Annotated in this window: 14 protein-coding genes; 3 read left to right on the top strand and 11 right to left on the bottom strand. The window is 39.4% G+C overall.

Annotated features, from left to right (window positions below; translation table 11 throughout):
• Positions 1 to 52: 52 nt before the first annotated feature.
• On the bottom strand, positions 53 to 1,615 hold the full coding sequence (locus QP437_RS02450; RefSeq protein ID WP_285266831.1) for a peptide ABC transporter substrate-binding protein: 1,563 nt from the start codon (positions 1,613 to 1,615) through the stop codon (positions 53 to 55).
• Positions 1,608 to 1,970 carry a YbaN family protein gene (locus tag QP437_RS02445; RefSeq protein WP_049367535.1) on the bottom strand — a complete coding sequence of 121 codons (363 nt, stop codon included), beginning with the start codon at positions 1,968 to 1,970 and terminating at the stop codon, positions 1,608 to 1,610. Before QP437_RS02445 ends, QP437_RS02450 begins: the two co-directional genes overlap by 8 nt.
• Positions 1,971 to 2,200: 230 nt before the next feature.
• Here QP437_RS02445 and prlC point away from each other — a divergent pair, with 230 nt between their 5' ends.
• Positions 2,201 to 4,240 carry an oligopeptidase A gene (gene prlC, locus QP437_RS02440; protein ID WP_285266830.1) on the top strand — a complete coding sequence of 680 codons (2,040 nt, stop codon included), beginning with the start codon at positions 2,201 to 2,203 and terminating at the stop codon, positions 4,238 to 4,240.
• 115 nt (positions 4,241 to 4,355) lie between these two features.
• Here prlC and rpsO read toward each other — a convergent pair whose 3' ends face one another.
• The 9 genes from rpsO to QP437_RS02395 all read right to left on the bottom strand — a co-directional run bounded on the left by rpsO (position 4,356) and on the right by QP437_RS02395 (position 11,984).
• The gene (rpsO, locus tag QP437_RS02435; protein ID WP_005628925.1) at positions 4,356 to 4,625 is read right to left on the bottom strand and encodes a 30S ribosomal protein S15; all 270 of its coding nucleotides are present in this window, start codon (positions 4,623 to 4,625) and stop codon (positions 4,356 to 4,358) included.
• Positions 4,626 to 4,757: 132 nt separating this feature from the next.
• The gene (locus QP437_RS02430) at positions 4,758 to 5,474 is read right to left on the bottom strand and encodes a substrate-binding domain-containing protein (protein ID WP_285266829.1); all 717 of its coding nucleotides are present in this window, start codon (positions 5,472 to 5,474) and stop codon (positions 4,758 to 4,760) included.
• Positions 5,467 to 6,255 (bottom strand): ABC transporter ATP-binding protein, encoded by a 789-nt coding sequence (locus QP437_RS02425; protein WP_336620756.1) that lies wholly within the window; start codon positions 6,253 to 6,255, stop codon positions 5,467 to 5,469. The genes QP437_RS02430 and QP437_RS02425 overlap by 8 nt, the downstream gene beginning before the upstream one ends.
• Positions 6,236 to 7,249 carry an iron ABC transporter permease gene (locus QP437_RS02420; protein ID WP_285266827.1) on the bottom strand — a complete coding sequence of 338 codons (1,014 nt, stop codon included), beginning with the start codon at positions 7,247 to 7,249 and terminating at the stop codon, positions 6,236 to 6,238. The genes QP437_RS02425 and QP437_RS02420 overlap by 20 nt, the downstream gene beginning before the upstream one ends.
• Entirely contained in the window at positions 7,239 to 8,279 is a 1,041-nt protein-coding gene (locus tag QP437_RS02415) for an ABC transporter substrate-binding protein (RefSeq protein WP_285266826.1), read from the bottom strand. The genes QP437_RS02420 and QP437_RS02415 overlap by 11 nt, the downstream gene beginning before the upstream one ends.
• Before the next feature lie 89 nt (positions 8,280 to 8,368).
• On the bottom strand, positions 8,369 to 9,214 hold the full coding sequence (gene modD, locus QP437_RS02410) for a ModD protein (RefSeq protein ID WP_285266825.1): 846 nt from the start codon (positions 9,212 to 9,214) through the stop codon (positions 8,369 to 8,371).
• 9 nt (positions 9,215 to 9,223) lie between these two features.
• Positions 9,224 to 9,973: an ABC transporter ATP-binding protein gene (locus QP437_RS02405; RefSeq protein ID WP_285266824.1), complete on the bottom strand. Its 750-nt coding sequence runs from the start codon at positions 9,971 to 9,973 to the stop codon at positions 9,224 to 9,226.
• The gene (locus QP437_RS02400; RefSeq protein WP_285266823.1) at positions 9,970 to 10,983 is read right to left on the bottom strand and encodes an iron ABC transporter permease; all 1,014 of its coding nucleotides are present in this window, start codon (positions 10,981 to 10,983) and stop codon (positions 9,970 to 9,972) included. The genes QP437_RS02405 and QP437_RS02400 overlap by 4 nt, the downstream gene beginning before the upstream one ends.
• A 2-nt stretch (positions 10,984 to 10,985) precedes the next feature.
• Entirely contained in the window at positions 10,986 to 11,984 is a 999-nt protein-coding gene (locus tag QP437_RS02395; protein ID WP_285266822.1) for an iron ABC transporter substrate-binding protein, read from the bottom strand.
• Positions 11,985 to 12,130: 146 nt separating this feature from the next.
• Between QP437_RS02395 and QP437_RS02390 the strand changes: the two genes are divergently transcribed.
• Positions 12,131 to 12,646 carry a hypothetical protein gene (locus tag QP437_RS02390; protein WP_285266821.1) on the top strand — a complete coding sequence of 172 codons (516 nt, stop codon included), beginning with the start codon at positions 12,131 to 12,133 and terminating at the stop codon, positions 12,644 to 12,646.
• Positions 12,615 to 14,603 carry a TonB-dependent siderophore receptor gene (locus QP437_RS02385; RefSeq protein ID WP_285266820.1) on the top strand — a complete coding sequence of 663 codons (1,989 nt, stop codon included), beginning with the start codon at positions 12,615 to 12,617 and terminating at the stop codon, positions 14,601 to 14,603. Before QP437_RS02390 ends, QP437_RS02385 begins: the two co-directional genes overlap by 32 nt.
• Positions 14,604 to 14,607: the final 4 nt, after the last annotated feature.

The following is a 14,607-nucleotide window of genomic DNA, read 5'->3' as shown; positions in this document are numbered from 1 at the left end:
ATTTAATAAAAAAAGTTGTTCACCACATCCTGAACAACTTTCTTAATCAGCTTTAGCTTTCAACTTTTCGCCATAGATCCTTACTGTAAATGACACCCACTGGATTTTTCTTCGCTCCCATAATAGTTGGAGAAAGATAAACTGGCATGGTGTATTGGAAAAGCGGTAAAGCAAGGTTTTCCTGTTGGATCTTCTCACTTAATTTTAAGTAAATTTCTGACCGCTCTTTTTCATTTAAGCTTTTCAATGCTTGCTCAAAAAGTTGGTCATATTCCGCATTGGCATAGCCATTTTTATTATCAGGGCTTCTAGAATAGAACAACCCCAAGAATGCCATCGGATGATTAAAGTCCGCACACCAACCAGAACGAATGACTTGGAAATCACCTTTTTGACGTTTAGTCTGTAATGTTTGCCAACTGACTGGTTGTGCATCCACACGCAACATATCTGATTGCGTTAATTGCCCTACTAAACGTTGCGCGATATTTACATGCAATGGCGTCTCATCATAAAGCACATTTAAGTGTAGCGGATGCCTTTCATTAATTTTATTTTGAGCCAATAGCTGCTCGGCAACAACAGGCTCCCATCTTGAATCTTGTCCATTTAACATGGCTTTTGGTAAAAAATATGAACTCGGAATTGCCGCTGGAATTTCATTATTCACGATATTGGTGACAGAGACCAACGAAGCAATCGCCTTGCGCACATCGGCCTTAGCAACTTTAGGATCGTTGAGATTAAATTCATAAAAATAACTGCAAAGCTGTGGGAAATGTTGAAGGTCCGCGTGTACTTCTGGTACATCAAGCACCACATCAAAGTCAGATAATTTAGTGGCGATAAAAGGCAAATATTCTACACGCTCAAAAGCCACATTATTTTTCTGCCAATAATAGGGATTTTTAGTTAAGTGTATGCTTTTCACACTTTCGCTTTCGATCATATAAGCCCCGTTTGTCACTGGGTAATCTGGATCGCGATATTGAGGCACAAGGCTGATATGCGCCAACATTTCCGGTAAATAAGGCGTTGCTTTATCGAGCTCAATGCGTAAAGTGCGGTCATTTTCCGCATAAATTCCTAAGCTCCTAAAAGGTTTATTTTTTTCTAAAACGCCTTTCGCATTTTTTAGGTTGAGATAAGCCAAATAAGATCTTAATGGGCTATTTGATTGAGACAGTGCTTGCCAAGAAAGCATGACATCTTGGGCAACTAAGGGATCACCATTTGACCAACGAAGCCCTTCACGTAAGGTAAAGATCCAGGTTTTGTTGTCTTTTGTTTCCCAACTTTCTGCGATACCCGGCACGATTCTCCCTTCCGGATCATAAGCGGTTAAGCCTTCATACAAATCACGTAATAAGCCCTCTTGTTCTGGATAACGAACAGACCAAGGCTCAAAAGAAGGAGGATGAGTAAACGCCCGAGCCAGTAATGTACGATTCGGTTTTGAAGTATTCTCTTGTTTGATAGACTGGCTTTGTGTTGGTTGCTCTTCCGTTGCCGTATTTGTAGATTTAGGGCTGTTTAATTTATCACAAGCACTCAATCCAAAAACGATACCGAAAATGACCGCACTTTTAAGCCAATTAAGGAAAGAATTATCCATTTTTAACGTCTTCTGTTTTAATCCAAAAGAAAAAGAACCAATATTTTACCGCAATTAAAATGGCAATAATCGTTCGACCCACAACGCTTGGGGTAAAGTAAAAGCCAATTAAAAGCATTGTGGTTGAAAACGTTAGAATAGAAATTTTTGCTTTTTTCGTCAATGCACGACGTTCATTAAAGGATTTTAGGTGCTTTTGATAAAGCTTCGTCCCTAAAAACCATTGCTCTAAACGAGAAGAACCTTTCGCAAAAGAATAAAGTGTAAGCAGTAAAAAAGGTGTGGTCGGAAGAATAGGTAAAAAAATACCAATAACACCTAATATTAAAGAAATGCATCCAAGAGCAACATACATAGCCTTGGTTAAAGAAGTTTTTGGGAAAAACTTAAGTGAAACAACACCTACAACGATCGCAAGAGCAATGATGCCAGAAAAAATGATAATAGAAAAAAAGGAAGTGCCGTCCATCATAAATCCTAAATAAAAGTGATACGCAATTATCACTGATTTTTTAGATTTTTCAACCTTGATATTATAGAATTTGCCGCAATTTATTAAAGAAACTATTAGCAAAAGGAATATTTATGTCTAATCCATTACTTCATATTGAAGGCTTACCTTCGTTTTCTCAAATCAAACCGGAGCATATTCAACCAGCAATCCAAAAACTCATCGAAGAAAATCGTCAAGCCATTGAACAAGTTTTAAAACAACCGCACTTTACTTGGGAAAACTTTATTGAACCGCTTTCTGAAGCAGGCGAGCACTTAAGTCGTGCTTGGTCACCGATCTCCCATTTAAATTCAGTTAAAAACAGCCCTGAATTACGTGATGCGTACCAAGCTTGCTTACCACTACTTTCTGAATACAGCACCTGGGTTGGCCAACACGAAGGGTTATACAATGCCTATTTATCCTTAAAAAATAGCCCTGAATTTGCGACTTATTCCGTCGCACAAAAGAAAGCCATTGAAAATGCACTACGTGATTTTGAGCTTTCAGGTATCGGTTTATCCGAAGAAAAACAAAAACGTTATGGTGAGATTGTTACTCGCTTATCTGAATTAAGCTCACAATTTAGCAATAATGTACTCGATGCCACTATGGGCTGGGAAAAAGTCATTGAAGATGAAAGTGAATTAGCAGGTCTTCCTGAATCTGCATTACTTGCGGCAAAACAATCTGCAGAAAGTAAGGGCTTGAAAGGCTATCGCTTTACGTTAGAAATCCCAAGTTATTTACCCATTATGACCTATTGTGAAAATGCAGCATTACGCGAAGAAATGTATCGAGCTTATGCGACTCGCGCTTCTGATCAAGGTCCAAATGCCGGTAAATGGGATAATACGACGATTATTGAAGAAATCATGACGTTACGCGTGGAATTAGCTAAATTGCTAGGTTTTAATACCTATACTGAACGCTCACTTGCGACCAAAATGGCAGAAAATCCACAACAAGTGTTAGACTTCTTAAATAACCTTGCGGATCGTTCAAAAGCACAAGGTGAGAAAGAATTAGCTGAACTTAAAGCTTATTGTGAAAAAGAATTTGGTGTCACTGAACTTGCGCCTTGGGATATCAGTTTCTATTCCGAAAAACAAAAACAACATTTATATGCGATCAATGATGAAGAACTTCGTCCTTATTTCCCTGAAGATCGCGTTATTTCCGGCTTATTTGAATTAATTAAACGTATTTTTAATATTCGTGCAGTTGAACGTTTTGGTGTAGATACTTGGCACAAAGATGTGCGTTTCTTTGATTTAATTGATGAAACCGATGAAGTACGCGGCAGTTTCTATCTCGATCTTTATGCACGCGAAAATAAACGTGGCGGCGCATGGATGGATGATTGTATTGGTAGAAAACGCAATGTCGACGGTTCAATTCAAAAACCTGTTGCCTATTTAACTTGTAACTTCAATGCGCCTATTGGTGATAAACCTGCGCTATTCACCCATGATGAAGTCACGACTCTCTTCCACGAATTTGGTCATGGTATTCACCATATGCTCACCAAAGTTGATGTGCCAGATGTCGCGGGTATCAATGGTGTACCTTGGGATGCGGTAGAGCTTCCAAGTCAATTTATGGAAAACTGGTGTTGGGAAAAAGAAGCCCTTGATTTTATTTCGGGTCACTTTGAAACGCACGAACCATTGCCAGAAGAAAAATTAAATCAACTTCTCAAAGCGAAAAACTATCAAGCGGCAATGTTTGTGTTACGTCAGCTTGAATTTGGCTTGTTTGATTTTACCCTTCATCATATTTTTGAAGTGGGTAAAGCTAACCAAGTGCTTGATACCTTAAAAGCTGTGAAAGATAAAGTTGCCGTGATTAAAGGTGTTGAATGGGCAAGAGCGCCACATAGCTTTAGCCATATTTTTGCGGGCGGTTATGCGGCCGGTTATTACAGCTATTTATGGGCTGAAGTACTATCTGCTGATGCCTTCTCTCGTTTTGAAGAAGAAGGGATTTTCAATCCAGTTACGGGTAAATCCTTCTTAGATGAAATTCTCACTCGCGGTGGCTCTGAAGAACCAATGGTATTATTCAAACGCTTCCGTGGACGTGAACCTCAACTAGACGCATTGCTTCGTCATAAAGGTATTGCAAACTAATGAACTAAAAAAGAGCGGTCAAATTTTTGACCGTTTTTTTATTTTTTCTAATATGTAGAAAATAAAAAAGCCCTCGATAATCCGAAGGCTTTTATTTTTACTATCGTAATAAAAATTAGCGACGTAAACCTAAACGAGCGATAGTGCTTTGGTATAAAGCAAGATCAGTACGTTTTAAGTAGTCTAAAAGTTTACGACGACGAGAAACCATACGTAATAAACCACGACGACCATGGTGGTCTTTTTTGTGCTCAGCAAAGTGAGCTTGTAAGTGGTTGATTTGTGCAGTTAATAATGCGATTTGAACTTCAGAAGAACCAGTATCTTTCGCATCGCGACCAAATTCAGCAACGATTGCTGCTTTTTTTTCAGTACTTAGAGACATTTTTTACTCCTAAAAGGTAGTGTTATTAATACATCATTCGCCGATCTCTAACTCAGCGATGACAAGGAGCCTGAATTTTAACGATTGAATCCAATAAAAGCAAGGAATTATTACTCTGTTCCCCCTAAATGTTTAATCATTTTTAAATCCATTCTTACGAATAATCTCTTGCGCATGCTTGCTCAATAAAAATTGATACAATCGTTGCGTCAATTCGGTATCATTCAGCATAGCGAGGACATACTCTGCGCGAATATCATATTCGGATGGTAATGTATGACAAAGCATCCCCACATTTTCTAATCTTGTCTGGTAATGCGCATAGCCCAACATCATATCCGCATAATCGTTTTTCAAGAGATAATGTGAAGCCATTTCACCTGGCGGTATAACAACTTGATTTTCTGTTCCTCCAACTAATTTCAATGCCTTCGATTTTAACCTTTTACCTTGTTCTGGATAATCTTTTTCAATGAGGTCAAAAAGCTGCCAAGTATAATCACCGCAAGGATCACAAACCGGCGTTGACGTGACTAACCGATATTGTTCATCAAAAAGTAACTCAAGGGTATCTCGCTGAAATTCTGGCTTATTTTTTGTTGTTAGCATAAGTTGATTATAAGTGAGCACCTGTTGCTGAAAAACTCGACTCCCTAGTGCCGATACATTTTCTGAATTCGCACTAATAAAAACATCAGCTAACTCCCCTTCCATTATGCGCGTTTTCAACAAACCAGCAGGACCAAATATGCATTCAATTTCTACTTCATTACATTGCTTAAATGCACCAGTAATCTCCAATAAGGCATATCGAAAGCTTCCTGCGCTATAAATAGTGAGTTTATTCATCTCTCTTTCCTTCTAACAACACCTCATAAACTGGCACAAAATGGCTAAACTGTTGCTGTTGATATTGCGATTGTTCAACAATCATGGGTAAATGAAAGAGTGCGGTCAGATTCTCAGAAGTTAATATTTCATCCGTTTGCCCAAAGCGAATAAAATCTCGATTGATCAAAAGTGTTTTATCCGCAATCGCTAGTGCATGGTTAGGTTGATGCGTGGTGAAAATAATTCCCAAGCCGTGCTTTTTCGTTAATTGTCTTAAAAGTGATAACACAGCATCCTGATTGGCTAAATCAAGTGCTGAAGTTGGTTCATCCAACAGCATTAAACGACATTCGGATGCTATGGCACGCGCAATCAAGATCAACTGGCGCTGCCCTCCTGAAAGTGAAGAAAAATCTTGTTCAGCTAAATGTTGCAAGCCTAAATCCGTTAATGCCTGTAGAGCCACTTCAATATCTTTGGGTTTGGGCTTACTAAAGGTGGCAATATGGTTTGAACGCCCCATTAGCACAATATCCAATACCGAATAGGCAAAAGGTGCACTGAAAAATTGCGGGACAAAACCAATTGAGTCATTCAGCTGAATATTACCTTGTAAGGGGCGATGAATGCCAAGTAACAGATCTAACAAGGTACTTTTGCCACAACCATTTTGTCCTAAAATGGCAAGAATCTCTCCTTTCAGTAAAGCAAAATTGAGATGTTGAAAAAGCAGATTATTTTTTTCATAAGCAAATGCAAGCTCACTTACTTTAATCAAATCAGTCACGCATCGCTCCATTTCGTTTTAAACGATAAACTAATATACCAAACAGAGGTGCGCCAATAAGTGCGGTTAAAATACTGATTGGAATTTCATTATCAGTTAAGGCACGGGCGGCATTGTCCACCCACAGCATATAAATCGCGCCCACTAACATCGTACAAGGTAGTAAACGTTGGTGATTTGCACCAACCAACATTCGGCTAATATGTGGAATAATCAAACCTACCCAGCCAATGCTACCGCTAATTGCTACTTGGCACGCCACTAAAGTCCCGCTGAGCCCAATGACCAACCAACGTAATCGTCCGACTTTCACACCTAACGCTTTTGCCTCTTTATCCTCTAAAGAAAGTAAATTCAAGCGCCAACTCAGTTTTAACAACAATATTGAACAACAGACAAAAGGTATAAAGAAAAACAGCCATTTTTCCGTATTGGCGGTGGCAAAGCTGCCCATCAACCAAAACACAATACTAGGTAATTTTTCTTCGGTGTCGGAAACATACTGCAACAGACTCACTAATGCAGAAAATAGCCCACTTAAAATCATCCCGATTAAAATCAACATCAGTAAACTTCTTCGACCAAACTTTAAGCTAAACAAAAAAACGAGTACTAATGTACTTAAACCGAAAAAAATCGTACTGGCAAATAAGCCATACAGACTCAAACTAAAAAAAATGGCCAACGTGCCGCCAAATGCTGAACCTGAGGTAACACCAATAATATGCGGATCCACCAACGGATTACGAAAAATGCCCTGTAATGTGGCGCCGCTTAAGGCTAATCCGGCCCCCACACAAAGGGCAGATAAAATACGCGGTAAACGAACTTGGAAAATAACTTGCTGATGGATTGGATCAATAGGAAGTGCGGTCAATTCTGCCGTTAAAATTTGCAAAATCTGCTCTAGGGATAAAGCATAACGCCCGATTCCTAAAGAAATCAGGGCGCTAGCGACCAAGACAATGAACAATAAGCCCATCAATTTAGAATGTTTATTTACCATTGTTATACGGCTGACGATAGAATTTTAAATAATAGTCGTTCACCATTTTATCTAAATCGATATCTTGGAATTTTTGCGGATATAGCGATTTTGCTAACCAAACTTCACCTAATGCCAAAGCTTCTGGCATCGGATACCCCCACGCTTTCGCATATTCTGGCATTAAAAATACTTGGTTATTTTTCACTGCATCAATATTAGCCCAAGCCGCATCTTCTTTAATTTGTGATACCACTTTAGGATAACGATCTTGTACCAAAATCACTGCTGGATTCCACTCAAGCACATTTTCCATAGATACCTGTTTAAAGCCTTTCACTGTCGCCGCCGCGACGTTATAAGCACCTGCATGTTCCAACATTAAACCGGTATATTTACCCGAACCATAGGTATTTAAATCAGGGTTAGCCATATAAGTACGCACTCGTTTATCCGTAGGAATGACTCCCAAACGATCCGCCAACATTTTACGATTCGCAAATGCTGCTTTAACTAATTCTTTGCCTTGTTGTTCTTTTTCAAACACTTGAGCAATCAACTCAATACCTTGGGTTAAACCTTCGTTATAAGCGTTATCTTCATCGGCCAAGGTTGGATTAAGTTTATCTTTATCGCTGCCAGTTCGTAGAGAAATGGCAATCACCGGAATACCAGTATCAGCAATTTGCTTAATCATTTCTGGTGGTGCATAGTTGGTAACAAATACCACATCCGGTTTTAGTTCCAACAAACTTTCAATATTCACCGAATTCAAATCACCCGGCATAGCCATTTTTTCTAATTCCGGCGCTAAACGTACATAATTTTGCCCCAGTTGTTTTTTCCAATTTGATAACACTCCAACAATTTGTTTAGTGGCATCTAATTGCACGGCAATATTAAGGGTTTGATGCTGTAATACTACAGCACGCTGAATATGATCGGGAATCGTCACTTGACGATCCAATTGATCAGTTACAACACGAGCAGCTAATGCCGATGTGGAAAAAATGCCGAACAAAGCTGCAGCAAATAAACGATTAAATTTCATAAATTATCCTTAAAATGAAAACGGACCTTGATTATACAACAAAATATATAGCGATATATACAAAATAATCGATATTCTAATCAAAACGACTATGCTTTACTGATCACCACCTTAATATCCTCTGGCGCCGCATAATAAGGTGCAGAAGTGATAAACAAATTAATACCAAGCTTGGCATAATTCGCCACATTGTTTTTATTCACTCCACCCGCGACAGAAAGCGTAATATTTTTGTCTTGCGCATTGATGAGATCCAGGGCGGCTTTCACGTCTTCAACCGACCATTTATCTAGCTGAATAATATCGGGAGAGGCTGTAATCATTTGTTCGAATTGAGCAAAATTGTCTGCTTCGAGAGTAATCTTATTTTCTGGTGCTTCACGCTTTAAGGTTTCCACAAGATGCACCCAGTTATTCGGTTCAGCCAATAAATTACGGTGGTTAGTGAAAACCAATACAGTTTCACTCACGCCTTGACGATGGATATGTCCACCAGCAGCCAGCACCGCATTAGTCGCCAGTTTTCGGGTATTCGGGATACTTTTACGGGTACAAGCCACCACCGCATTCGGGTTAATGGCTTTGGCATTAGCAATCATCTCTGCCGTGTATTGTGCCACGCCACAAGACCATTCCAATACAAGCTGCACGACTTTCCATGCCTGCTGTAATTTGTCCGCAGAATCGACCGCACTTAGCAACACAGCACCTGCTTCAACTGATTCCCCTTCATTCACATAAATCTGTGGAGTAATGTCTAATTTTTTCAGTAATCGTTCTGCTACCGAAATCCCTGCCACTACACCGGCATTTTTACGTTTGAATTCAATTTTTGCTGGGACTTTTTCCACTCCTAATGCGCGCGTGGTTAAGTCTCCGCGATAAATATCTTCTAATAAAAGATCATCGAGTTCTTTGTCTGAAAAATAAATCATCGTTTGTCCTTAAATGTTGAGATGTTTTTGCAATTCCTGAACTGAAGTGCGGTAAATTTTGGCGAGGTTTTCAAGCGTCATTAATTCACTTTTCTCACCTTGTTGGAAACCAAATTCTTGATCGAGCATAGCAATATTCTCGGCTAAATAGGCCGCTTGTTGAGGGTTGTGAGTCGTAATCAGCAAGGCGATGTTTTGATGCTGTAGTTGCTTAATTTTTTCCAATACTCGAATTTGATTACCGAAATCAAGACTAGCTGTCGGTTCGTCCATAATCAATAATTTCGCCTGTTGAGCGATAGCTCGTGCAATGAGTACAAGTTGTTTTTCGCCACCACTAAGTTCGTGATAATAGCGTTTGGCAAGGTGCGTTATTTGTAATTCCTCTAAAGCCGCAAGGGCAAGATCTTTATCTTCAGCTTTCGGCGTTTGATACCATTTCAAATAAGCAGAACGCCCCATCAATACCATATCTTGCACAAGAAATGGGAAAAGTTGCGCATGTGCTTGCGGCACATAGGCAATTTCACGTGCTAATTCAGCGGCTGAATATGTAGCAAGCGGTCGATTTTGAAAGAGAATTTGCCCATTGAGTGCAGGTTGCAAGCCTAACAAGGTTTTTAAGAAAGTACTTTTCCCCGCTCCATTCGCGCCAAGCAAACAACAAATTTGCTGAGGTTTGAGAGCAAAATTGATTTTGTCTAACAACGGTTTATTGCCATAGCCAATCGTGAGCTGTTGGGTTTCAATTAAATTCATTTTCGCCCTCTCAACAATAAATAGAGGAAAAATGGTGCGCCACAAGCGGAGGTTAAAATCCCTATTGGGAGTTCAATGCTCGCAACCGTGCGAGCAAGCGTGTCGGTTAAAAGTAAGAAACTCGCGCCAAGCAATAATGAGGTGGGTAATAACAAAATAAAATTGGCTCCCACCAATAATCGCGCAATATGGGGAACGAGCAAACCTACCCAGCCAATAATGCCTGTAATTGAGACCGAACTTGCAGTGCAAAGCGTGGTGAAAATGATCAAAATATAGCGTGTGCGTTGAATAGGAATACCGAGACTTTTGGCTTCATCTTCTTCTAAAGCAAGTAGATTTAAGCGCCAGCGTAATAAGAAAAGCGGCAAAATACCGAAGATTAAAATTGGGGCTAGTTGGCTTAATTCTTTCACACCAACCGCGGTAAAACTGCCTAAGAGCCAAAAAGTAATGGAAGGTAGCTGGGTAAAAGGATCAGCTAAAATTTTTAACAGTGAAATACCTGCGCCAAGTAATGAACCAATAGCAATCCCCGAAAGCACTAAGACCAAAATGGGATCTTGATTACGGCTTCTTGATGCGACCATCGATACACATAACACAGCCAAAATACCGCCACCAAAGGCAAAGAGCTGCACATAAAACATCGGTAAATTGTAGAAAATGGCTAATGATGCACCTAGTCCTGCGCCGCTTGAAACACCTAAGATATCAGGAGAAACCAACGGATTTTTAAACATCCCCTGATAAGTCGCCCCCGCTGCAGCCAGCGCGGCTCCCACTAAACACGCCACTAAAATACGTGGTGTGCGAATATGCCAAAGCACCGTTTCAACGGAAGATGGGGTTTGACATTCGGTTTCAAATACACAACGAATTGCTTGCCCAAGTTGAACTGGAGAGATCGGAAATTTCCCCACATTCAACGAGAGCAAAATGGTGCCGACTAGCAAAATCACCAGCGAAGTAAAAAATACTTTCGGGTTACGCTGAACAAAATACGGCATAGCTATTTCACATCATGTAGCAATTGAGCCGCTTGTTCTGCGGTTAATTCAATCTGATAGAACAAGTGATAAAACGTTTGTACTTCTTTTGCAAATTCAGCAATAGGTTTACCGCTGACTAAATGAGAGACCCAACGTACTCCAAGCAAACGGTTCACACTAGGTGGCGAATCTAACCAACCAAATGGATTATTCGGAATTAAAAAAACTTGTCCATTTTTGACCGCACTTAATTGTTGCCATTGCGGATTCTCTTTTAAGGTTTTCAAAAACTCTGGGGATTGGCTGAAAATCACATCAGGATTCCATAATAAAAGCTGCTCCATTGAAACCTGTGTGAGCCCTTTATGATCGCCTTCTACCACGTTTTTTAAACCGACTCTTTCAATAGCTTCTGTATGAATGGAGTCTTTTTGTCCTGTTTGCAAGCCATCAGCACTACGAGCTAAATAGAAGGTTTTGGTAAATTTAGAGGCGTTTTCGACCGCTTGTTTAAGTGTTTCTTCTGCATACTTAGCCTGAGGTTCAGTTACGTTCTCTACCCCTAATACTTTGCCTAAATAACGTAAGGTATGAGGTGTTTCACTGAGTTTGCCATCTAGCAACAAATAAGGCACGCCCGTTTGTTCAAAAGTACGTTTTGCTTGATCGATATAGTTTGGGGTGACATTGCCTACATCTATAATTAAATTCGGTTGTAATGCCACAATTTTCTCTGGTGAGAGTGTACTGCCTTTTCCAGCTATTTTCCCTAAGGTTGGTAAAGTTTGTTGCACAGCAGGGAAAAGTTTTCCGCGTTTTTCCATATTAAATCCCGCCAATCCCAGCAATTTATTCGGTGCACTTGAAAGCAATAATACATCGGCTGGATTACCTGCACTTAAGACTTTTTCAATTTTAGCTGGCGGAGGTAATTCCCCTGCTAAATAAGACACTTCCTCGGTTGCTAATGCTGCGGTTCCTACACAGACTGAAAGTACAATGGTTATCCATTTTTTCATGTTTTCTCCCTCTTTTAGCCATTCAACTGATACAACTTAATTTTAACGCTATATATTTTTCAACATAACAAATAAATTTTGTTATAATAACATCGTTATATTTTTAATTATATAATATTTATTGTTCATAGCTAAAGGTGAAAAAAATGAAATGGGATGTAATTTATAAGTTTTGCTTACTTTGTATGCTCATTGCAGGATTGGCTGGGATATTGTTCAGCGGCTTAGGGATTTACTTCCAGTGGCCCATTCAAGGCATCTTTCAGTTGCATTTAGGTTCTGCTTTACTGTTTATTTTGGGTGTGGCTTTACACTTCTTCAATCGTAAAAATAAAGCGGTCAAAATTGTTCAACAATTTAACGATTTGGTGACATATAGTCGCTACCCAACCTATTGCAATTTAGATCGTTTGATCATGACGTTTGAGCACTTTTCAATTCTACAAATTGCGGAGCAACTTCAACTTACCCCTTCCATTTTACTCACAGAATTAGCTAACGGAAAAATAAACTTCAGCGATTCTAACCGCACTTTACGAGAAAATTTTCCCCATAATGATGAGAAAATTTTCGCCGCGATCACCATTGCATTGAAGTTACGTTTCACCCCCAACCTAAAAGGATGTTCCAATGGAAAAGAAACTGCTTTGCATCTCCATTAGTTTGGCTTGCTTGCCTGCTTATGCCGAGAATGTATTTACTCTTGGTCAAATTGAAGTCATCGGTGAAAAAGCGAGTGATCTCAGCACCGCGCGTATTGATCAAGCTGAATTACAAAAAAACAACCAAGAGCGTGTGTCTGATATAGCAAAAAGCACACCGGGTGTGTTTGTCGAACATGGTGGTGCACGCAACGAATATAACTTATTAGTACGTGGTTTTAATGCTCGCCGCGTACCCGTATTTATGGATGGTATTCCTGTTTATGTCCCTTATGATGGCGAAATGGACTTAGGTCGTTTTACCACTTTTGACTTATCTCGTATTGATATTTCTAAAGGCGCAAGCTCTGTGCTTTATGGTGCAAATACCATGGGTGGTGCAGTGAATTTAATTTCCAAAAAACCAACTAAACCTTTCGAAGGTTCTATTGGCTATGGTTTTTCACATGGTAAAAGTGGCGGTACAGCAACCAATAAAACTGATTTTAATTTAGGGACTAAACAAGAATTATTTTATGTGCAAATAAATGGTTCTTTTGTTGAAAAACAAGGCTTACAACTTTCTCATCATTATCAACAAATCAATCCTAAAGGTGATGATGGTAGCCGAGCAGAAAATTCTAAACAACGTGATAAAAAATTAAGTTTAAAAGTCGCTTATACACCAAATGAGCATGATGAATACGCACTTGCGTTCTCCACACAAAAAGGCACCAAAGAATCGCCGTTCTATTCTGGCACTGATAGCTTTGAACGCTACTGGCGCTGGCCGATATGGGATAAAGACAGTATCTATTTCCTTTCACATACTGAATTTGGCGCCCATAATCTCACGCTGAACACGAAAGCATTTTACGACACCTTTAAAAATGACTTACGCGCTTTTGATGACGCAACATTTAGTACTCAAAAGAAAAAATCGAGCTTTAATAGCTATTACCGTGATTATTCCTACGGTGCGGGCTTTGATTTAGGTGGTGATTTAACCTCCAAAGACTACTTAAAATTCTCTACCCTCATTAAATATGACGTGCATCGCGAACATAATGATGATGAACCTACTGCAGTAGATAAAGATCGTACCTACAGCTTTGGTTTAGAAAATACTCATCGTTTTAATGAGAAAACCGCTCTGATTACAGGTATCAGCTACGACAAACGCGATTCAAACCGTGCAGAGAAATTTGAAAAACAATGTGCATCAACTCATCAAAAAAATGCGATTTGTCCGTTTGATATCGGTAATAAACATGCCTTTAATTACCAAATCAAACTTGCCCATCATTTCACTGAACATGATGAATTTGCGCTGAGTTTTGCGAAGAAAACTCGCTTTGCCACAATGAAAGAACGTTATTCTCGTCGCTTTGGGCGTACTGAGCCGAATCCGTTTTTAAGCCCAGAAACTGCCTATCACTACGAAGCCAGCTATATGTATACCTTTGGCGATTGGTTAAGAGTGGATAGCGCACTTTTCTATTCTGAAGTGAAAGATGCCATTGAAGAAGTCGCAATTAGCAAAAAACTCAATCAATATCAAAATGTAGGCAAAGAAGCCTTTAAAGGTGTTGAGCTAGCTATAAATCTTTTTGCAACAAATAATTTAACGTTAGGTGCAAACTACACCTATACCCATGCAAAAAATAAAACCCAAGATCTCATTGTGAAGAATGTGCCAAAACATAAATTCTTTGCATTTATTGATTGGAAAATGTTACCAAATCTTTCACTTTATGTGAGCCAAGAAGCGGAACATGGGCGTTATTATTTAGATGGCGGTAACACTGGGAAACTCTCTGGTTTTGGAAACAGTAATGCGAAATTGATCTATGAACCTGTTTCAGGGTTAAGTTTAGAAGCGGGTGTATCGAACCTCTTTGATAAAAACTACTACTATCAAGCTGGCTACCCAGAAGAAGGACGCATTTATTTCGGCAATATCCGATATAAATTCTAAAATA

This window comes from Haemophilus sp. UMB1048, from assembly GCF_030218125.1.
Classification (GTDB): Bacteria; Pseudomonadota; Gammaproteobacteria; order Enterobacterales; family Pasteurellaceae; genus Haemophilus_D.
Note: the sequence above shows the minus strand (reverse complement) of the source record. Positions and strands in the feature narration are given on the sequence as shown.